This window comes from Mycobacterium sp., from assembly GCF_004298145.1.
Classification (GTDB): Bacteria; Actinomycetota; Actinomycetes; order Mycobacteriales; family Mycobacteriaceae; genus Mycobacterium.
The window spans coordinates 92,729-112,411 of the sequence record NZ_SCRH01000042.1 but is presented as its reverse complement, the minus strand read 5'-3'; the positions used below and the strand labels follow the sequence as shown (position 1 = coordinate 112,411).

At 61.1% G+C, this 19,683-nt stretch carries 19 protein-coding genes; 11 read left to right on the top strand and 8 right to left on the bottom strand.

Annotated features, from left to right (window positions below):
- Positions 1-255: 255 nt before the first annotated feature.
- The 4 genes from EPN51_RS17375 (at position 256) to EPN51_RS17360 (ending at position 3,776) form a co-directional block, all read left to right on the top strand.
- Positions 256-1,020, top strand: coding sequence for a hypothetical protein (locus EPN51_RS17375; RefSeq protein WP_293044758.1), 765 nt, complete (start codon positions 256-258; stop codon positions 1,018-1,020).
- Positions 1,021-1,033: 13 nt separating this feature from the next.
- Positions 1,034-2,002 (top strand): glycosyltransferase family 2 protein, encoded by a 969-nt coding sequence (locus EPN51_RS17370; protein ID WP_293044757.1) that lies wholly within the window; start codon positions 1,034-1,036, stop codon positions 2,000-2,002.
- An 87-nt stretch (positions 2,003-2,089) separates the two neighbouring features.
- Positions 2,090-3,007 (top strand): GNAT family N-acetyltransferase, encoded by a 918-nt coding sequence (locus EPN51_RS17365; RefSeq protein WP_293044756.1) that lies wholly within the window; start codon positions 2,090-2,092, stop codon positions 3,005-3,007.
- Entirely contained in the window at positions 2,997-3,776 is a 780-nt protein-coding gene (locus tag EPN51_RS17360) for a methyltransferase domain-containing protein (RefSeq protein WP_293044755.1), read from the top strand. Before EPN51_RS17365 ends, EPN51_RS17360 begins: the two co-directional genes overlap by 11 nt.
- On the opposite strand, the gene EPN51_RS17355 is transcribed toward EPN51_RS17360, so the two are convergent.
- From EPN51_RS17355 to EPN51_RS17345, 3 genes are all read right to left on the bottom strand, one after another.
- On the bottom strand, positions 3,757-4,884 hold the full coding sequence (locus EPN51_RS17355; protein ID WP_293044754.1) for a DegT/DnrJ/EryC1/StrS family aminotransferase: 1,128 nt from the start codon (positions 4,882-4,884) through the stop codon (positions 3,757-3,759). The genes EPN51_RS17360 and EPN51_RS17355 overlap by 20 nt on opposite strands.
- A 186-nt stretch (positions 4,885-5,070) precedes the next feature.
- Positions 5,071-5,505: an FdtA/QdtA family cupin domain-containing protein gene (locus EPN51_RS17350; RefSeq protein ID WP_293044753.1), complete on the bottom strand. Its 435-nt coding sequence runs from the start codon at positions 5,503-5,505 to the stop codon at positions 5,071-5,073.
- 3 nt (positions 5,506-5,508) lie between these two features.
- A complete protein-coding gene (locus EPN51_RS17345) occupies positions 5,509-5,904 on the bottom strand; it encodes an FdtA/QdtA family cupin domain-containing protein (protein WP_293044752.1) in 396 nt (131 codons plus the stop codon).
- A 556-nt stretch (positions 5,905-6,460) separates the two neighbouring features.
- On the opposite strand from EPN51_RS17345, the gene EPN51_RS17340 reads away from it, so the two are divergent.
- From EPN51_RS17340 to EPN51_RS17320, 5 genes are all read left to right on the top strand, one after another.
- Positions 6,461-7,408, top strand: a complete 948-nt coding sequence (locus tag EPN51_RS17340; protein ID WP_293044751.1) for an ATP-binding cassette domain-containing protein — start codon at positions 6,461-6,463, stop codon at positions 7,406-7,408.
- Positions 7,405-8,145, top strand: a complete 741-nt coding sequence (locus EPN51_RS17335) for an ABC transporter permease (protein WP_293044750.1) — start codon at positions 7,405-7,407, stop codon at positions 8,143-8,145. The genes EPN51_RS17340 and EPN51_RS17335 overlap by 4 nt, the downstream gene beginning before the upstream one ends.
- 32 nt (positions 8,146-8,177) lie before the next feature.
- Positions 8,178-8,936, top strand: a complete 759-nt coding sequence (locus EPN51_RS17330) for an ABC transporter permease (protein WP_293044749.1) — start codon at positions 8,178-8,180, stop codon at positions 8,934-8,936.
- Complete coding sequence (locus EPN51_RS17325; RefSeq protein ID WP_293044748.1) at positions 8,933-9,898, top strand: glycosyltransferase family 2 protein; 966 nt, start codon at positions 8,933-8,935, stop codon at positions 9,896-9,898. Before EPN51_RS17330 ends, EPN51_RS17325 begins: the two co-directional genes overlap by 4 nt.
- Positions 9,899-10,397: 499 nt before the next feature.
- Positions 10,398-12,560 (top strand): acyltransferase family protein, encoded by a 2,163-nt coding sequence (locus EPN51_RS17320; protein WP_293044747.1) that lies wholly within the window; start codon positions 10,398-10,400, stop codon positions 12,558-12,560.
- 213 nt (positions 12,561-12,773) lie between these two features.
- On the opposite strand, the gene EPN51_RS17315 is transcribed toward EPN51_RS17320, so the two are convergent.
- Genes EPN51_RS17315 through EPN51_RS17305 form a run of 3 tightly spaced genes read right to left on the bottom strand, consistent with a single transcriptional unit; the run spans position 12,774 to position 15,357 of the window.
- Positions 12,774-13,421: a metallophosphoesterase family protein gene (locus EPN51_RS17315; protein WP_293044745.1), complete on the bottom strand. Its 648-nt coding sequence runs from the start codon at positions 13,419-13,421 to the stop codon at positions 12,774-12,776.
- A complete protein-coding gene (locus EPN51_RS17310) occupies positions 13,418-14,371 on the bottom strand; it encodes an NAD(P)-dependent oxidoreductase (protein ID WP_293044743.1) in 954 nt (317 codons plus the stop codon). The genes EPN51_RS17315 and EPN51_RS17310 overlap by 4 nt, the downstream gene beginning before the upstream one ends.
- Complete coding sequence (locus EPN51_RS17305; protein WP_293044741.1) at positions 14,368-15,357, bottom strand: ATP-grasp domain-containing protein; 990 nt, start codon at positions 15,355-15,357, stop codon at positions 14,368-14,370. The genes EPN51_RS17310 and EPN51_RS17305 overlap by 4 nt, the downstream gene beginning before the upstream one ends.
- A 385-nt stretch (positions 15,358-15,742) precedes the next feature.
- Between EPN51_RS17305 and EPN51_RS17300 the strand changes: the two genes are divergently transcribed.
- Entirely contained in the window at positions 15,743-16,873 is a 1,131-nt protein-coding gene (locus EPN51_RS17300; RefSeq protein ID WP_293044739.1) for a DegT/DnrJ/EryC1/StrS family aminotransferase, read from the top strand.
- 29 nt (positions 16,874-16,902) lie between these two features.
- Entirely contained in the window at positions 16,903-17,847 is a 945-nt protein-coding gene (locus EPN51_RS17295; RefSeq protein WP_293044788.1) for a glycosyltransferase, read from the top strand.
- A 14-nt stretch (positions 17,848-17,861) separates the two neighbouring features.
- Here the strand turns inward: EPN51_RS17295 and EPN51_RS17290 are convergent, their stop codons facing one another.
- Both EPN51_RS17290 and EPN51_RS17285 read right to left on the bottom strand, forming a co-directional pair.
- Complete coding sequence (locus tag EPN51_RS17290; RefSeq protein WP_293044737.1) at positions 17,862-18,659, bottom strand: TylF/MycF/NovP-related O-methyltransferase; 798 nt, start codon at positions 18,657-18,659, stop codon at positions 17,862-17,864.
- Between the two features lie 131 nt (positions 18,660-18,790).
- The gene (locus EPN51_RS17285; RefSeq protein ID WP_293044735.1) at positions 18,791-19,582 is read right to left on the bottom strand and encodes a methyltransferase domain-containing protein; all 792 of its coding nucleotides are present in this window, start codon (positions 19,580-19,582) and stop codon (positions 18,791-18,793) included.
- Between the last annotated feature and the right edge of the window lie 101 nt (positions 19,583-19,683).

Genomic DNA, 19,683 nt, shown 5'->3' with positions numbered 1-19,683 from the left:
AGAGCCAGATGGCAATCGTGGCTGCGGGGAAACTCCCACACGTTGATAATTGACGTCAGCGTGGGAACTATTTCGGAAATCCCCACACGGCCAGCTCACATTGTAAGATGCGTCCATGCCATTGGCTCGATGGCAATAGGTTTGGGGGCATTATGTTGAGCCAGAGCCCAATTCCGTCCGCGGTTGACCACAATAGACACGGACCCGTGCGCCGATGCCAACGCGGGGTATTCACGTCGTCGAGCGAGTGATCGCATGACAAACGAGACCCGCAGCATGGACTTGCGCGCGACCGCCGCCCTCACCCAGGCGGAGGACTCGCTCGCGCTGTTGTCGGAGCGATTCCCCGGCTCGGCCCGCGAGCGCCTCCACCACCTGCCATTATTTTTGCTGCCGCACGTCCTACGGCGGATAGCGTTCTTCGACAACGTATATCGCAGGATCTTGACGGTGCCCGGCGTCGTGATGGAGTTCGGCGTCCGGTTCGGACGCGACCTCGCGATCCTCGACGGTCTTCGGACCCTTCACGAGCCGCTGAACTATGGACGATCGATCGTTGGTTTCGATACTTTCAGCGGCTTCCCCTCTATCGATGATCGCGACGGCGACCACGAGATGGCGCAGGTCGGTGGGCTGGCGACCGGCGAGCGCTACGAGAACTTTCTCATCGATGTGCTCGCGGCGCGCGAGGAGATGAGCCCGTTCTCGCACATCCGCAAGTTCGACGTCCGTACCGGCGATGCACCGGAGCAATTGGCCGCGTACCTCGACGAAAATCCGCAGACCATCGTGGCGTTCGCCTACTTCGACATGGATATCTACGAGCCGACCAAGCGTTGCCTCGAGCTCTTGCGGAAGCACGTCACCAAGGGAACCGTAATCGGCTTCGACGAACTGAACTGCGGCGAGTTCCCCGGGGAGACGCTCGCCGTGCAAGAGGTCTTCGGGCTCGACCAAGTCCGCCTACAACGCACCGGGCACGGCAACCCCGGGCTGCCGTCGTTCCTCGTAATCGAGTAAGGCGGTGGTATCGGTGAGTATCAATAACACTCACGGTTCGTCGGCGGGGCCACTCATCTCGGTTTGCGTACCGATGTACAACAACGGCGCTACGATCGCGCGTTGTCTGCGCAGCATCGTGGAGCAGGACGGCGATTTCGAGCTTTTGGTCGTGGACGACGATTCATCGGACGATAGCGCGGCTATCGCCGAAACAATGCTTCGAGCGGGTGACCGACTCATACGCAACGACTCCAACCTCGGCGGCCACGGAAACCACACCAAATGTTTGGAACTAGCGCGAGGCAGCCTTATCCAGTTCGTACACGGCGATGACTGGTTGCTTCCGGGAGCGCTGACGACACTGGCCCGGTGTCTCGAGGATCCATCTGCGGGAATGGCTTTCGCGCCCCGGCGGGTGGTGACCGACGACGCCGACTGGCTGCGGAATTGCGGCACGCTCCATACGCACTTTCGGAAGCTCAGAGAGCACAACGAAGGCTCGTCGCTGGTCACGCAGCTGGCGATGGTGGGGTTACGTTACAACTGGATAGGCGAAGTGACCTCCGTGATGTTTCGGCGACGGCTGGCCCTGAGCGCTGGGGGCATTCGCGATGACATCTTTCATCTGGCAGACCTCGATCTTTGGTTGCGACTAATGGTCAGGTCGACGGTTTATTTTGTACCGCAAGAGCTTTCGGTGCGGTGCCATACGGCTTTTACGGCAGAAGAGTTCGCGGCACAAACATGGTGGCTCGACAATCTACGCATCATCACGTGGATGATCGTGGATCCCGCTTCGCCCGCCATCGTCCGGATTATTTCCGTCGCATGGTGGTTACCGGCATGGTTGACTGTGGCCGTCGGCGTCATACTCCTTGGTCCGGATCGGCGATCACGCTTGAAAATCTTGGCCCTCGCACCTTTTCGCGAATTCTCTCATGCTTGGCGCTTGCGTCGTGGGTTAGCCGAGTTGCCGGCCTCGACGGCAGCAGCAGGTTGAGCACCGACCTCCGGATCAGCGTGAGTGGCCGCCCATCGCAGACCCTCGCCGTGGCGCGAGCGACAGGCCACGCTCGGAGGTCACTCATTGTTGGTTGTTGACCGCTTCCTCCCCCAAGAACGTCTCCACCTGTTCAACACAGAGGCGTTCTTCCGATTGCACGAAGGCGGCAACGGTCACTATTTTCAGTGGTCGGTCAACGGCAACGCCTGCATCACAGCGCATTTCACGCAAGTATCTCCGGCGGTCTTCCGCAGCCCGGCGCGCGGTACTTTCGGTGCACTGAGTCATCTTCCTGGTGTCACGCTCAAGGACTTGCAAGTGTTTATCTCCGAGATTGTGGCCTACCTACGGGAACGCGGTGGCAAGCTCCTGCAGGTACTGCTACCTCCGTTACAGCACGACCCAGCAGACATTTCCCGACAGTACTTTCTCTTCCGCGCAAATGGGTTCACGGAATCACTCGTCGATCTCAACTACGGCCAGCGCGTGGATGACCAGCCGTTCGCTGAGAAGATCAATTCGGCCAAACGCCAACGTTTGAACAAATGCCGGCGCGAAGGCTTCGAAGTCTCCGCGGTTCCGGCCGAACGAATATCCGACGTCTACGACGTGATCACTGAAAACCGAGCCGCTCGTGGCTATCCCATGACTATGGGCCAAGAATCGCTGCGGCAAATGCAGAAGCTTTTCCCCGACGCCGTGCAGCTGTACCTGTGTGAACACCAGGGGCGGATAGCTGCCGCTGCCATCTGCCTCCGACTGAGCCAGAACGTGCTTTACGCCTTCTATTGGGGTGATCGTCCCGGTTACAAACAGTTCAGCCCCGTAGTATTGATTGCGGAGTACCTCTACCAGAGCTGCCAGATCGCTGGCATTGACCTGCTCGATGGGGGTACCGGAACCTTGGACCTGCAACCTAATTCGGGGCTGATCGATTTCAAGCGAGAGTTGGGATTCAGCGAATCGTTGAAATTTCGGTTGGAGAAGCGCCTTGAGCCGTGACATCCACTCATACAGCCGCGCGTACCGCACACTGCCATTCGAGGCGATCCAATCCGACTATCGCCGGCGCGTGGTGCTGCAACAAGTTGCCGCATTCCAACCAGCATCGCTACTGGAAGTGGGCTGTGGTCTGCGGCCGCTGTTCATCGATCTCGACCCGTCGATTTTCGCCGCAGTGGTAGAGCCTTCTCCCGAATTCTCCTGTCTCGCACGCGCATTGGCGGAGACTCGTGAAGAAGTTGTGGTGGTGGAGGGCTTTCTGGAGCAGGTGCCCGGCGAGCTGCGGCCGGGCGGTTTTGATTTCATCGTGCTGAGCGGCGTGCTGCACGAAGTCGACGAACCGCAAGAGTTGCTGCAAGCGCTACGCCCCCACTGCCACGCCGGCAGCGTGGTGCACGTCAACGTACCCAACGCGCGATCGTTACATCGCCTGCTCGCGGTCGAGATGGGCCTGATCGACAGCCCATTCGAACTGTCCTCCACACAGAAGCAGATGCAGCAGCGCTCGACCTTCGACCTTGAGAGCCTTGCCGAACTACTCCGACAGGAAGGCTTCCACGTCGAATCCACCGGTAGCTACTTCATCAAGCCCTTTACCCACGCGCAGATGCAGGAGCTGTGCGATACCGGCTTGCTCACCGAAGCTCACTTGGAGGGACTCTTTCGCTTGAGTGAGCGCATGCCCGGGTTCGGTTCCGAGATTTATATCAATGCAAGGCCGGGGTGGCTGTCGGCCGGCATCGGGGAACTCAGCGGTGCGACGGAATGAACGAGCGGCAGGCATCGACGACTCGCTTGACGTCGTCCGGGGACAAATGCGGACCTATGGGCAGGCTCAGATGAGTACACGCGGCCCGTTCAGTGACGGGGAATGCACCCTCGCGAAGGCCGAGAGAGGCAAACGCGCCCGACAAGTGCGGCGGGACCGGGTAGTGCACCAGTGTTTGGATTCCCTTGGCGGAAAGGTGCTTCTGTAGTTCATCGCGCGAGTCATGGTCGACCACGTACAGGTGCCACACATGTTCACGATCGGACGCTTCACGAGGCAATGTCAGTCCCCGGATGTCGGCGAGCTCCTGGGTGTAGCGCTGTGCGACCACTCGCCGCCGAGCGTTCCATGCGTCGAGATACTGCAATTTCTGATGCAGGACCGCCGATTGGATCTCATCGAGTCGCGAGTTTGTCCCGAGGAAGTCGTGCATGTACTTGCGGCTGCTCCCGTAGTTGCGGAGCGACCGCACGCGCGCGGCGATGTGCGGATCGTCGGTGGTCACAGCGCCCCCATCGCCGAGGGCTCCCAAGTTTTTTCCTGGATAGAAACTCCATGCCACGGCGGCTCCGTGGGCTCCGATGCGCCGGCCCTGATAGCACGCCCCGTGGGCCTGAGCGGCATCTTCCACGACCGCCAGGCCGTGCTTTCTCGCGACCGCCAGAAGCTCGGCGAGATCTGCGGGTTGCCCGAACAGGTGCACGGGAACAAGGGCACACGTTCGCGGAGTGATTGCTTCCTCTACCCGAGCGGGATCGAGGGTCCACTGACCACCAATCGGTTCCACCCCGACGGGGTGAGCGCCCGTGCGCGCTACCGCCATCCAGGTTGCGATGAAGGTATTCGTCGGGACAATGACCTCGTCGCCGGGACCTATCCCGAGTGACTGCAGCGCAAGGGCGATGGCGTCCAGACCGCTACCGACTCCGACCGCATGCGCGGCGCCGACGAAGGCAGCAAATTCACGCTCGAATGCGGCTGTCTCTTCCCCGAGTACATAGCGGCCGCCACGGACGACTCGCGCGATGGCCTGCATAAGCGGGCCTTGGAGTTCTTGGGTAGCCGCACGAATATCCAGAAATGGAACCGTGACGAGGGCGTCGGTCAATATCCGACTCCACGCCCGAATTCATTTCCTTCCGAGTTCTTCTTCAGTTTGGCTGAGCTCGGCATGCAGTGGCGGGGGCTCGACTCCTTACCGTGGCCGCCGAAAACGCAGGCCCCCGAGGTGACAATCCGAGACCGTGATTGCTGCTTGTCGCGGCGATTGTCCGGCAGCCGGATGATGCTTCGGTTAGGCATCGTCGCACTCATCGGCTGAGCCGCGGACGGCGTCCAGGAATTCTTGATAGTCCCGGATGTAGTCGGCCTCGTCGTACGGCGACGAGGCGAAGACCAAACATATAGCCCCGCTGCAGAAGTCGGTGATTTCCCGCCAAATCATGCTCGGCAGGTACAGCCCGTAGTAAGAACGATCGAGCGAGATTTTGCGTCGACCTACCCCATCGTCGAGTGTGATCGCGAAGGATCCAGAGGCCGCCACTACGAATTGCTGCAGCCTTCGATGTGCATGTCCACCACGCTCGGCTCCCCCTGGAATGTCATACAGGTAGTAGGCCCTCTTTATGTTGAAAGGAATGTCAACCCCGCTATAGAGCGGAGAGAGGCTGCCGTTAGGGCCCTCCATCCTTTTGAGCTTGGTCAGCGTGCATTCGTCGAGACGGCTCATTAACTACGTATATTTTCTGAGGCTCAAAAAATCACGATAATGATACACGTAGTCGTCAGGTTCAAACGGGCTGGAAGCCAGCACAAGCGCCACCGAATTCGTCGAAAAATTCACCATTTCCCGCCAGAGAAGATGGGGCACCCAGAGAGCGTGGTACGAACGATTCAACGTGTAGTGAACGCGATGCGAACCATCGTCCACCATGACATCGAAGCTCCCCGACAGTGCCATGATGAATTCCTGAGTCGTACGGTAGGCATGACCGCCCCGCACCGCGCCGCCTGGGACGTCATAGATCCAAAAGGCCCGTTGTATGTCGAAGGACACGTGCTGGCCCGCCTCGATGAAGGTCAGGTTTCCTCGGGGGTCGTGCACTTTGGGCAGATCGATCAAAGCCACCGCCCTGGCCTCGCAGGCAGCCGGTCGGACCTCCAAAGTGAGGTCCCCGGGTCCGTCTACAGGGGCTGCGACATCACCGTTAAGCGACACTCGGCATCCCCCTCAGCTTTGACATAATTGACATTTGTTTAATACGGTAATTAGACGTTTGCCAAATACCATAATTGACGTTTGCTAAATATCTTTTTGGTCAATAATCAATGGCACCCGTCCCGAGGTCACAGCTACTGTATACCCGTATTTAGCAAAGTCACCACATGTTGCTGGTCGTTACGAATAGCTGTAACGTTTTGTCATGGGGGCCGGTCTATTGTGGTGTCGGCAATGCGGTAGAGCGTTTTTCGGCCGCTCCGACGCGCGATATTGCTGCGGGGCATGCCGACAGAAGGCTCACCGTGTCCGCGCCAGACGCCACGCCGCCGAGCAGACGGTGCCTGAGCCGGGCCCGGAGGACCCGCCTGCAGGCACATCGTCGGTCACGGAGTCGTAACCGGCCCATATCGCTATCGACCTATACCCGCAACATGCCGGTACCCACCATGAAATACTCCCAAGTGTGAGCGCACTGGCGATCGAGGTCGAAGGCCTCACAAAGACATTCGGGGGGAACACGCCCGCGCTGGCCGGCGTGGACTTCTCGGTTCCGGCCGGGACGGTGTGCGGGCTACTCGGCCAGAATGGCGCCGGCAAAACCACCACGATCAATATCCTGTCCACGCTGATCCGCCCGACTTCGGGCAGCGCCAGGGTGGCCGGCCACGACATCGCCCGCCAGGCCGCAGAGGTCCGGGCCAGCATCGGGATGGCCGGACAGTTCACCGGCATGGATCCCATGCTCACGGGCCGGGAAAACCTGGTGTTGTTCGGCAGGCTGCGCGGATTGAACCGCCGGCGGGCGAAAGCCCGCGCCGACGAACTGCTCGAACAGTTCGACCTCGTTGCGGCCGCCGACCGGCGGCTCTCCACCTATTCCGGAGGCATGTTTCGGCGCGTGGACCTCGCCAGCGCCCTGGTGGTGCCCCCGAGGGTGCTCTTTCTCGACGAGCCGACCACGGGGCTGGACCCACGTAGCCGCCGCGACGTGTGGGCCCTGGTGAGTGCGTTGACCCTGCAGGGCATCACCGTGCTGCTGACGACGCAGTACCTCGAAGAGGCCGACGTGCTGAGCGACTCGATCGTCGTCATCGACCACGGGCAGGTGATCGCCAGCGGCACCGCCGAGGAGCTCAAGCGCGCGGTGGGTACCAGCTACTGCCAGGTGACCCCGACAAATCCCGCCGATCTGCCCCGGGTCGTGGGCGCGCTGACCGGACTCGACGGGGTGGATATCGACACCGACACGAGTTCGGTGTCGGTGTTCGCCCCGAACGGCGTGGCCACGCTGGTCGACGTATTCCGCCGGGTCGACGCACTAGGCCTCGAACTCGCCGACATCTCGCTGCGCAAGCCCTCGCTCGACGAAGCGTTCCTGCATCTGACCGAACGGACCGTCGCCCGGTCATGAGTGCCCTGGCCGCCCTCACCGAACGTTCGCTGAAATCCGCGGCACGCGACGGCGAGATGATCTTCGAAATTCTCTCCCCCGCAGCGTATTTGGCGGGGTTCAGCGTGGCGCTGCACGGCCTGATCGACACGGGGCCCGTCAGTTATACGCAATATTTCCTACCTGCGGTGGTCGCTCAATCGATGATCTTCGTCGGGCTGATGACTGCGGATCGTGCGGCACGTGACCACCTCTATGGGATCGGTGAGCGGATGCGGACCCTGCCCGTCGCTGCGGCGGCCACAGTAACCGCCCGCACGGTGGCCACCCTGATGCGCGGCGTGCTCTCCCTGGTGGTGGCGCTGATTGCCGGCTATGCCTTCGGCTTCCGGATAACCGGGGGATTTGGATACGCGGCGGCCTTCCTGCTCATTTCCTTACTGCTGTGCCTGGCCGTAACTCTGGGCGCGGACGCGCTCGGGTCGAGCGCGAAGAGTGTCCAGGGGGCCAGCCACTTCTTGTTCGTCCCCCAGCTGCTGCTGTTCATGCTGTCCACCGGAATCGCCCCCGAGAAGACCTTTCCCGATTGGTTACGCCCATACGTCCGCAACCAACCGATTTCACAATTCGCCGAAACCCTGCGCGGCCTGTCCACTGGGCAGGTGCTGCTCAGTAATCTGGCGGCCACCCTGGCCTGGTGTCTGGGCATGGTGCTGGTCTTCGGCGCGATCACGTTGCGCATGCAGAGGCGCGGCTAGTGACGCATCGCCTCGAACCGCAGGGTTCCCTGATGACCCAGAGCTGGGTGCAGGCCGGCCGACTGCTGCTTCGATGGCGGCGTGATCAAGCGGTGCTGATGGGGTCGCTGCTGTTGCCCGTCTTCCTGCTCTTCATCTACAAAATTGTGCTCGGTGAGCAGGTGCACAGGGTCACCGGTGTGGACAGCGTGTACGGCGTGGTCCCCATGTGTGCGGTGCTATCCGCGCTGTTCGGCTCCCTGGGAAACTCGGTGGGCATCACCATGGACCGCGAGTCGCGCCTGATGAGCCGGATGTGGGTGCTCCCGATACGCCGGGCGAGCCCGATCACCGGTTGGGTGACCGCGGAAGTCGTGCGCGCGTTCATCGGCACCATCCTGATCACCGCCATCGGGCTGGCAATGGGGCTGCGTTTCACGCAGGGCTGGCCCGCAGCTTTGGTCTTCATCCTGGTCCCGTCGATCGTCGTGACCGGGTTTACCGCTCTGGTGATGGCGATGGCGATCCGCAACAACGGCCGCACCGCGATGACCTGGCTGCTGAGCGCCACCTTCGCGCTGGCATTCATCAATCCCGGCGCCACTCCAATCAAGCTATTCCCGGAGTGGGCTCAGCCATTGATCCGCATGCAACCGATGTCCCCGCCCATCGAGACCATGCGAGCGCTAGCCCACGGCGGCCCGATCACATGGCCTCTCACGGCCACTTTGATCTGGGCGGCCGTGCTGCTCGCCGTGTTCATTCCAATCTCGGTACGCGGCTACCGATTAGCCGCCGAAGCCAGCGCGTGACTCACGCTGACGACACGCCGGCCAAGCCGCTGATCTCGGTGTGCGTCCCGATGTACAACAACAGCGCGACCATCGAGCGTTGTCTACGCAGCGTCCTGGATCAGGAAGGTGTCGAGTTCGAGATCGTCATCGGCGATGATCAGTCGACCGACGATGGCGCTGCTACTGCCAGATCATTGCTTCGCCCCGGGGACCGCTTGATACGCAACGAGTCTCGACTGGGCCTGAACGGAAACCACAACAGGTGTTTGGAACTCGCGCGTGGCGACCTCATCCAGTTCCTGCACGGTGACGATTGGTTGCTCCCCGGAGCCCTGCAGACGCTTGCCAGGTGTTTCGACGATCCTGACGTCGGATTGGCCTTTGCGCCCCGGCGGGTGCAGACTGACGACCTCCCCTGGAGCGAGCGGCGACGGTCGCCGAGCAAACTCCACGTCTACTTTGTGAAACTTCGGGAACACAATCGCGGGTCGTCGTTGGTCCTGCAGATCGTGGCCCTGTGGGGCGCGAGCGCCAACCTGATCGGCGAACCGAGCTGCGTGATGTTCCGGCGCCGGGTGGCACTGGACGCGGGGGGCCTACGCGACGACATCTATCAGACCGTCGACTTGGATTTCTGGTTGCGCCTCATGCTGCGGTCAGCGGTTGACTTTGTGCCACAAGAACTCTCGGTGCGACATCACACCGCCAGCACGGAGTCGGCGAACATCACCAAGGCACACCGACACTGGCTGGACCAATTACGCATTCTGACGTGGATGGTCGTGGATCCGGCATCAACCGTCGCTGTGCGGGCCGCTGCTCTGCCGTGGTGGTTACTCGCATGGCTGGGGCTGCTCCTCAAGGTGACGGTGTTTGGACCTCAACGATCTTCGCGCCTGAAGACGTTGCTGGCGGCGCCTGCTGGCGAGTTCAGGCGGGCGAGACGATTCCGGGCTACGCTGACGCGTGTATCGCGCTAGTTACCGCGCCGGACACGTCGTCCTTCCCTGTCACTCGAACCTGCGGCCCTTATTAATTGGAGTAGTGCCGTATGCACTCCTCCAAATAACGGCGCCTGACCAACTCAGCGAGGAAATAGTCCACATCGTAAGGGATTGAATCGAACTAGATCTCGCCGCTCACCGTGTCGAAGGGAAGAAGTCCGCCGAGTCGATCCACGTGCGGTTTTGCGCGATGCCGGCCGGGTTGATGATCATGAATCCAACGCGCTCGGTCCGGTAGTTGATGTGGGCATAGCGTGAAACTCGCCAATTCTCCGGTTGTGGACACTTCCACTTCCATGGGCGCTATGGTTTATGGGCCACCTGCGAGCCTGGGCTGGGCGGCCCTAAAGTTTGATGTGAGCACAAATAGATAATTGGATCACGGAGAGGGACACCCAAATTGGTGGAACCGTTGACAACGAGCGGTCAGCGGCGGATTCGTGAGCGGATCCGATCTCGAAGTACTCCCTCGAAATTGCCGAATAGCGACACCGATTTTTCCGATCGAGGGTCTCATCCAGAACGCACGGGATTTCGCCCGGACATCGAGGGATTGCGCGGCGTTGCGGTGTTGGCGGTGGTCCTGTTTCATTGCAGTGCACCGGGATTGGGTGGCGGGTTCGTCGGTGTGGACGTCTTCTTCGTCATCTCGGGCTTTCTTATTACTGGGCTGCTCTGGCGTGAGGCGACCGCCGCGGGGACGGTCCGGCTGAGCCGGTTCTACGGCGCGCGCGCCCGCCGGCTGCTGCCGGCATCGGCCACGGTGGGCGTCGTTACCACGATTGCCTCGGTCCTGCTGCTGTCTCCGTTGGAGGCGAAAGCGGTGATCGGTGACGGCATCGCCAGCGCGCTCTATGTCGGCAATTATCGATTCGCGCGACAAGGCGTCGACTACTTTCACATAAGCAAGAACACGATCTCGCCCTTCCAGCACTATTGGTCTCTGGGCGTCGAGGAACAGTTCTATCTCGTATGGCCGGCGCTGATCATCGGTACGGCGTGGCTCGTCCGGCGTGCACGTCGGCGCGCCGCGACCGCACATGCCACGTCGTCGGTGACTCCGTACCTGCTGGTCCTCGCGCTGGTCGGCGCCGTGTCGTTTGCCATGTCGCTGGCAGCTACCCGCGCGGCGCCTCCTGTGGCGTTCTTTTCGTTACACACTCGGGCGTGGGAGTTAGCCGCTGGCGGCTTGGTGGCGCTCACAACCAACCAGTGGCGGCGGCTGCCGGCGTTTTTAGCCATCATCGTGGGATGGGGGGGCATGGCCCTGATCTTGTTGGCCTGCAACCAGGTCGATGCGACCACGCCTTATCCGGGTACCGCCGCGCTGCTGCCTGTGCTCGGCACGGGGCTGGTGATTGGCGCCGGCTGTGCCGCAGCTTCTCGGGGGTGCGGCCGTGTCTTGGCGTCGCGGCCGATGCGAGCGGTTGGTCGGGTGTCATATTCGTGGTATCTCTGGCACTGGCCGGTGCTGCTGCTCGCGACGCCGTTGCTGGGCCGCCCGATGGGGCCGCTAGACGGCGTGGCAGCGGTTGTCGTCTCCTTCGGCCTGGCGGTGCTCACGCTGCGCCTCATCGAGAACCCCCTCCGATACTCCGCGTCGCTGCGCCGGTCGGCCGCCCGCAGTCTGGCGCTGGGTGCCGGTGCCACCGCGGTGGCGGTCTGTGTGGGCGTGACGCTGTTGGTATACGTGCCCACCCCGATCGGCCGCGGCCCCGCGGCTCCAGCACTGCGGGTCTCCGCGGGGCCTTCACCTGAAGGTCGAAATGTCGAGCTGTACGACGCGGCCGTTCGGCACGTCCTTGCGCAGGTTCAGGCCGCGGTGGCGTCATCCGTCGGCCTGAAGGACGTACCGTCAAACCTCGATCCGCCGCTTACCGACGCGGTTCGCGAAAGGGTGCCAAATGGCTTAGAGAGTTGCCTTCGCAACCTGATCGAAGTCGACCAACCCGAGTGCGCGACGGGCGACACCGCTTCGAAAACCACGGTTGCCCTGGTAGGCGACTCGAATGCCTTCAGTTGGAGTTCGGCGTTCCAGCAAGTCGCCGCGCAGCGGCACTGGCGACTGGAGGTCCTGACTAAGGGTGCCTGCCCGATGCTGGACCTGCCCCTCAAAGTTTTCGTTCAACGGAATTACACGGAATGCGAGCAGTGGCGCAATCAGATCATCGCCCGATTACAGGGTGAGCGTCCGCGGCTGGTGGTGCTGGGTATGTTGCGCCACGACAGCGGCACCGGCTCCCCGCCATACGCGCCGGCGTGGCTCGACAGCCTGACCCGCCTTCTGCGCCAGCTGCGGGAAACGGGCGCGAACGTGTTGGTGCTCGGGCCGACTCCTGACCTGCACTCAACGGCGCCGGATTGCCTGTCTGCCCACCTCGACGACGCGACAGCCTGTTCGGCGACAAGGTCGACAGCGGTCAACGATCCCGGCATGGCGGCGGAGAGGGCCGCCACCAACGCCGGCGGGGGGCAATACGCCGATGTCACCGAGCTGTTCTGCGCCCCGGACCGCTGCCCGGCCATCGTGGGCAACAACCTCGTGTACGGAGACGAATTCCATCTGACACCCGAGTATGCCCGGGTGCTGGCACCGGTAATGGGTGCGCTGGCCGATCGTGCGCTTATCGGTGGCTGACACACTGTGGGCTACGCGCCGCAACGCCCGTGGGTGTGTCTGGCGTCCCCTCTCGTCGGACCGTCGGCGGGCATACCGATACGAATCATTGGCCGCGATGACGTCTATTTGATCGACGCCGGCGAGACCGCCAACTACGAGATGGCAGTTCGGGCCTTGAGCTAAAGCGTCCATGGCGATAGAAACAGCACTGGGTGAGAACTACTGCGCCCGTCACCCGAACTTGCGAGCCTTGTTGGTGTAGTACTGGATGCACTGCTCCGGGTAACCGCGCCTATCCAGTTCGGTGAGAAAATAATCCACGTCGTAAGGGATTGAATCGAATTGGATCTCGCCGCTTGCAGTGTCCAAGATGAGATAGTCCGCAGCGTCGATCCACTTACGGTTTTGGCCTATGCTTCCCGGGTTGACGATCGTGAATCCACTGCGCTCGATCAGGTATTGATGGTGGGTATGGCCGATCATGTAGTGACGGTCGATCTCAATTTCCGTATCGGGGTAGATCCTTCGGTCATCGATGGTGTGTGTGCAGTGGTAGATGCCGAGATCGACATCCTCGAGGAGCTCCGTCAGGAAGCGGTCGCGTGAGAAAAGTGGACGGGAATGGCGATAGAAGTCTTGAACCAGCGGGATCTCATGATTAACGACCTCATCGCCACGAAACAGCCGTTCGTGATTGCCTTCGAGAACCTGAATTCCCGGCAGGCTCAGCACCAAGTCGATGCACTCGTCGTTCCACGGGCCGTAGTTGACTACGTCGCCCAAACACAGATAGGCATCGGCACGGTCTGCTGTCGCCGCGACAAACTGCTGCAGCGCAACGAGATTGCCGTGGATGTCGCTGAAAACCGCCACCCTCATGCGATCGCACCCTGTTCGACCAGGTAATCTCGGTATTCTCGCAATCCCGTGGCGAGTAGGCGCGGTGCAAATTGCCACGTGCGGCGTGCCTTGTCGATCGAGAGTGGCGCAAATCCCGGAAACGCGCCGGCCGCAACGGGTTCGATGTCCAGCGTCGTCGGTGAATCGCCCTGGAGAGCGACGATTTGCTGCGCAAGCTCCAGGATACTCGTGTGCTCGCCGGACGCGATGTTGTAAATTCCGCCGTCGCCTCCGCCCACCGCGTTCAATACGCTGGCGGCCACATCGGCGACGTGCACGTAGCTAAATCTGGTGACACCGCCATTGACCATGCGTAACGGCTTGCCTTCGGCCGCCATACGCAGAAACGTCGGGATGACCTTGTTGTTCGGCTCGCCGGGACCGTACGGCGTAGCGACACGCAGTATCAAGACTTCCATGCCCGTGCGCTTGGAGATATTCGAGAGATACACCTCTCCGGCGAACTTGCTGACGAAGTATGCGGCGCCTAACTGCGCCGGGAACACCGAGTCCGACTCGGTACGTGCGCTATCGGCCTCTGCATAGAAATTGGCAGTGGAGAGGTGAACAAACCGCCGAACGCCTTGCTGCGCCGCCTCCTCCGCGAAGTTCGATACGGCCAACGCGTTGATCTGGTTGCACAGGTCCGCCTCGTGGAGGTCGTCCATGCGCATGGGGATGTACGCCGACAGGTGACACACGATGCTTATCTGATCCAGCGCGGCCTCACGGACCTGCGGGTCGCGGATATCGCCGGTGGGCACCCGCTCGCAGAGCGTCGCCAGATCTGCGGGCAATGGCGTTCGATTCTGCAAGACCGCGAGGCGGTAACCGGCATCGGCGAGGGCGCGAACCACATGCCCTCCGACAAAGCCGGTGGCACCAGTCACCAGCACAAGTTCTGTCGGTGTCGCGTCACTGGTCGTCATAGCTGCGTTCCATCGCCGCGCAGGAAGCCGGTCTGGCGCAGTTGCTCGACGTGGCTGTTGGGTACAACCAGTTCCTGCCAATACCGAAGAATGGTCACTTCGCTGACCGAATAGGTTGGCTCAACACCATTGAGTAGATAGTCGGCAATGATCTGCGGCTCGTTGAAGCCGGCGAGCGCACGCGCGGCCGTCGTTCCCGAGCACCGTGCGTTGATCTCGAAGACGTAGGCCTGACCATTCTTGACACGAAGTTGAATATTGCAGGCGCCAAACGGGTTCAACGCCTCCACGATCGTCCGTACTGTCGCCTCTAGTGCCGGGTTGTGCTCGACAAAAGCCTTATAGGTATCGCCGTCACGCAGGATCCGCCGCATGACGATCACGCCTAAGCATTTGCCATCTAAAGTCACGCTGCCGCAGGTATATTCGTCGCCGTCGATGTATTCCTGCGCGACGCAGTTGTTCGGGTCGACGAGTTGCCGATAGAGGTCGAACTCGTCCTTCGTCCTCGCGACATAAGTGCCGCGGGAACGTGCGCCGCCGCGCTGTGGTTTGAGGACGATGGGGCGTTCGAAAGCCCTAACGTCACAGAGCTTTTGGGTCGCTGGCGCCGGCAGTCCCAACGAGTTCAAAAATTCGGTGGTCGCGAGCTTGTCGTCGCAGATACGGATAATTTCCGGTGAACTGACCACCGGCACGATGTCATGGGCTTTGAATCTGTCGATGCTTTCCGACAGGGGAAGTAGCTCAACGTCGTGGCCGGCAAAAATCAGCCGGCACTGCTCGGCGAGACATATCTCCAGCAGGCGATCGATGAATCGAGGGTCCGACGCGTACCGACCCGTGTAGGCCGCAGGCGCGGCATGTAGGCCGGCAGCCAGCGCTTCGGAGTCGGTGGCGACAACTTCATAGGATGTCTGTGCCAAAGCCTTGAGCACACTCTGGCCGACACCACCGCCAACGCCGGTGACCAGAACCTTCTTCACTCGGTCGCTCCAGGCTGCCAATCAGACATCCCCCATACCGACATGAGCGGCATCGTACCTGCCACACTGTGGATCGATCTCTGCTTCCGAGCACCCATGGCTACCAGCGGCCGGAACCGACGAAGGAACATAGGTAGGGGCATCACATCAACTCTCGCGCCCACTGTAATGAGACGCCAACGCCGATGAAGCCGAAGGTGCCCACGACATGAGCCGAAAATACGAATCACGTCGGGTCCGCGACTTACTGTGTCGGTCAGCACGAAGTCACGAAAGTAGGTGAATTTCGCATTGAGCGGCACGATCGAGCATCCGCTTCGCACAAGACTGCGCGACATCGCGGGTGTTCACGCATCGCAGGTCAAAGCACGAGACGGATGGTTTGATGCCTGCTGAAATCCCGTTTATCCAACCGAGCTTTCCCGTGCCCTCCGAGCTCGCCGAGGACTTCGAAGCCATCGTGCAAGCCAATTGGTATACAAACTTTGGGCCAAAGGAGCAGCAGTTTGCCCGTGCTTTGGGCGAGTACCTCGGACCTGACCTACACATAGCTACCCTGGCGAACGGCACCCTTGCGCTGATTGCCGCACTTCACGTCACGCTGGGCCGAGGCATGCGGGACCGCTACCTGTTGATGCCCTCATTTACCTTCGTCGCCGTCGCCCAGGCCGCCCAATGGACGGGATATCGACCCTGGTTCATCGACATCGATGCCGCGACTTGGCAGCCAAGCGTCGCCTCCGCCAGTGCCGTCCTGAAGACCTCCCGCGATCAGGTCGCCGGAATTTTGCTCCCGAATGTGTTCGGCGTCGGCAACCCAGACATCGATGCGTGGGAGAAGCTCGCGACGGAGTGGGACCTGCCGATCGTGATCGACTCGGCGGCGGGGTTTGGTTCGGCATATGTGGACGGCAGGCGCGTCGGCGGGCGCGGGGCCTGCGAGATCTTCTCCTTTCATGCGACCAAGCCGTTCGCGGTTGGTGAGGGCGGTGCGCTGGTCTCCCGCGATCTGCAGCTTGTCGAGCAGACACACCGTTTTCAGAACTTCGGTTTTGACGAATCACGAGAATGCACACAGCTCGGGATGAACGGCAAACTCCAGGAGATTAGTGCGGCCATCGGTCTGCGCCAGCTCGTCGGACTCGATCGCCGGCTGGCGAGCCGTCGAAAGGTTTTTGATTGCTACCGCACCGAATTAAGCAGCATAGGTTTGCAATTCCAGCCCAATGCCGAGGCGTCGTCTCTGTGCTTCGTGAGCGCCTGTTGTACCTCAGCGGACCACAAAGCCACGGTGCTCGCCGCTCTGCAAGAACAGGCAGTCCAGGCCCGCGACTACTACAATCCACCGCTACACCTGCAGCAGCATTTTGTGGCGGACCCTCAGTTACGGTCGGTCGACCTGCCCGCCACGATGGACATCTGCTCGCGAATCGTGTCGCTGCCAGTTCACGACAACATGGCCCCCGACGATGTCGCACGCGTCGTGGCCGCCGTTCAGAAAGGGAGCACAGCGTGACCGAAATTCCTACAGGGGATCACCCCAAAGTGAGCGTCGTATCGGTCAGCTACAACCACGAAGCATTTATTCGCGAAACTCTCGACGGCATCGTCGCGCAAAAGACCGACTTCCCCGTGGAGGTCATCATCTCCGACGATGCCTCAACCGACGCCACACCAGCGATCATCCGGGACTACGCCGACCGCTACCCGCACCTATTCAGGCCTGTCCTGCGGTCGGAAAATGTGGGTATTCACGCAAACGTTTCCGATGCACTGTCGGCCGCTCGCGGCGAGTACCTCGCAATATGCGAGGGCGACGACTACTGGACCGACCCGATGAAGCTCACCAAGCAGGTGGCGTTTCTCGACCAACACCCGGAGACCTCCTTGTGTTTCCATCCGGTCCAGGTGCTCTGGACCGACGGCCGTAAGGGCTCGGAGTTTCCGCCGATCAGCTGGCGCCGCGATCTAACCGTCGACGCGCTGATCAGGCGGAATTTCATCCAGACCAACTCGGTTCTGTACCGGCGTCAGGAGCGCTACGACGACATCCCGCCCGACGTCATGCCGATGGACTGGTACCTGCACGTCCGGCACGCGGCAACCGGTGGAATCGCGATGCTCCCCGAGACGATGGCGGTCTACCGTCGCCACCCCCAGAGTTTCTGGTACGGCGCGGATGTGGACCGGGCGAAGTTCTGGGCCTCGCACGGTCGCGGACATGCCGCCATGTTCGAGGCAATGCTCGACGTCTTCCCTGACGACCCGACCCGGGAAGAACTCATCGCTGACCGGGCTGACTGGATCCTGCGCGAGATCGGCAGAGTCCCGGGGCCGGAGGGCCGGGCTACGCTGCTGGACACCATCACGCACCACCCGCGGTCCGCAATGCTGGCGCTGCAGCATCGTTGGAGATCGCCCACGCGACGCCTAAAAACCCTTTGGCGAAGGGTTCGGCCGGCGCAGCGAGCCGGAAAGCGGTCGGCGTAGGGCGGCCCTTGCGTCTATACCTTCACGGCGAGTCGGTTAGTGAAGTTCACCCGCTTAAGCAGCAAACGCCGAGCCGGGTCGGCAAAATACTCGTCGACTGCCCGTCGCGCACCGAAGGCGTGACCATAGTCGTCAATGATAAGGATGCCGCCAGTGACCAATTTAGGATAAAAATACTCTAGCTCGGCCTTTGTGCTGTGGTAAGTGTCTGTATCGAGGCGCAATAGCGCAATATCGCCATTCTCATTATTCGCCGCGGTTTTTTCAACGTCGCCCTCAACTAACCGTAACTTATCCAGAGGGTAGCCCGTTGAGGCGATATTGTTCTGGGCGATGTCACCGAAATCGGGGTAACGATCTTTGATCGAATCGCCATACCACGTAATGTCATCATCCGCCTGTTCGCCGACGAAGCCGCGAAAACTGTCGTAAAGCCAGAGCTCGCGCGAAGTATCTCCGACCGACAGCAGCGTCTTGGCAATCAACATTGATGCGCCCCCGAATAACACGCCGCACTCGACAATGTCGCCCTTGATCTCTCGGGCGGCGAGGTACCGGACGGCTTCGTAAAGACTCCACATTGGCTCAATCGGAAGTTGTGTAAAATCATGAACTTCAGGCACGATCTGCCAGAATGTATCATCTTTCAATTCGTGGAATTGCTTCTGCAGCCGTTTCTTCGAATAGGCTGGCTTACAAGTCGGAAAGTCGCGCTGCGGCAGGGACACCTGTTGCCCGTATGTAGGTAACGCACTCCCAGCCGACGCCCAACTAAGTCTGCTGCGGATGGTTTCGCGAAGCTGGCTGAGCATGTCCGCAAAGTCTAGCAGTCAGTCCGTGCGCAAACTCCGTTTCAGTCAGCGTGCCCCGGCGGACCGTCGCAAGGATTTCTCCGGGTTCCGCCTTACTTCGTAGCCTGGTGCCTGTGTCGTGCCCTTAACCGTCAGTCGGTGTCAACGTGTGGTTTGTGGACGATATACAGCACCGAACCGAGGGCGATGGCGTGCCGATTGAACGTCTCGGCGCCGAACGTCTGCGAGTCGAGGCCTGCGACCTCAAACCCGGCCTCCGCAATCCGCGAACACAGTGTGGAACGGTCGTAGAGGCGCACGTGGTCACCCTGGGCGAAGCGCCGCCACCGCTCGCCTTCGTCGGTGACCATAGGATCCTCGTCGAAACTGCCTTCGGGGGCCACCGGAGTCATAACGATGCCGCACCCGCCGGGTGCCAGTATTCGGTACAGCTCGTTCAGCGCGCGGCCGTCGTCCGAGACATGCTCGAGCACATGGGAGCAGATGAAGAAATCGACCGAGGCATCCGCGTAAATCGGCATGTCGACAATGTCAACGATGTCGTCGACACCGCTCATCATTAAATCCGCGTTGCGGTAAGAGAAATCGTCACGGCCTCGCAAGTACGCCGACAGGGGTGCTGACGGCGCAAACTCAAGCACCCTCCGCACGCCATCGGGCAGCAGAAACCGGTCGATATAGAGCTTGTAAAGGCGGTCCCGGTCGACGGAGCCACACACCGGACAGACGTACCTCCGGTGATTGATGGTCTCCATCTGGTCGAGAGAGTAGGGAAAGCCGTACATGGCAAGCTCGCCGCCGAGCCTGCGCGTAACGCTCAGGAAACGAATCCGGCTTCCGCATATGTTGCACTGACCTGGGCCAGCGAAGCAGACACGACGGATCAGGCGCGCGGCGCGGCGGGCTGTGTCAGAGAGCGGCATGCGACCCATTCAATAGCAGCCGTGTCGGCGATGACACCGAATTGCGATACATGCCGCAGACGCGGCAATGCCTTCCGGCCGCTCGGAGTGCAGGTGGTCGC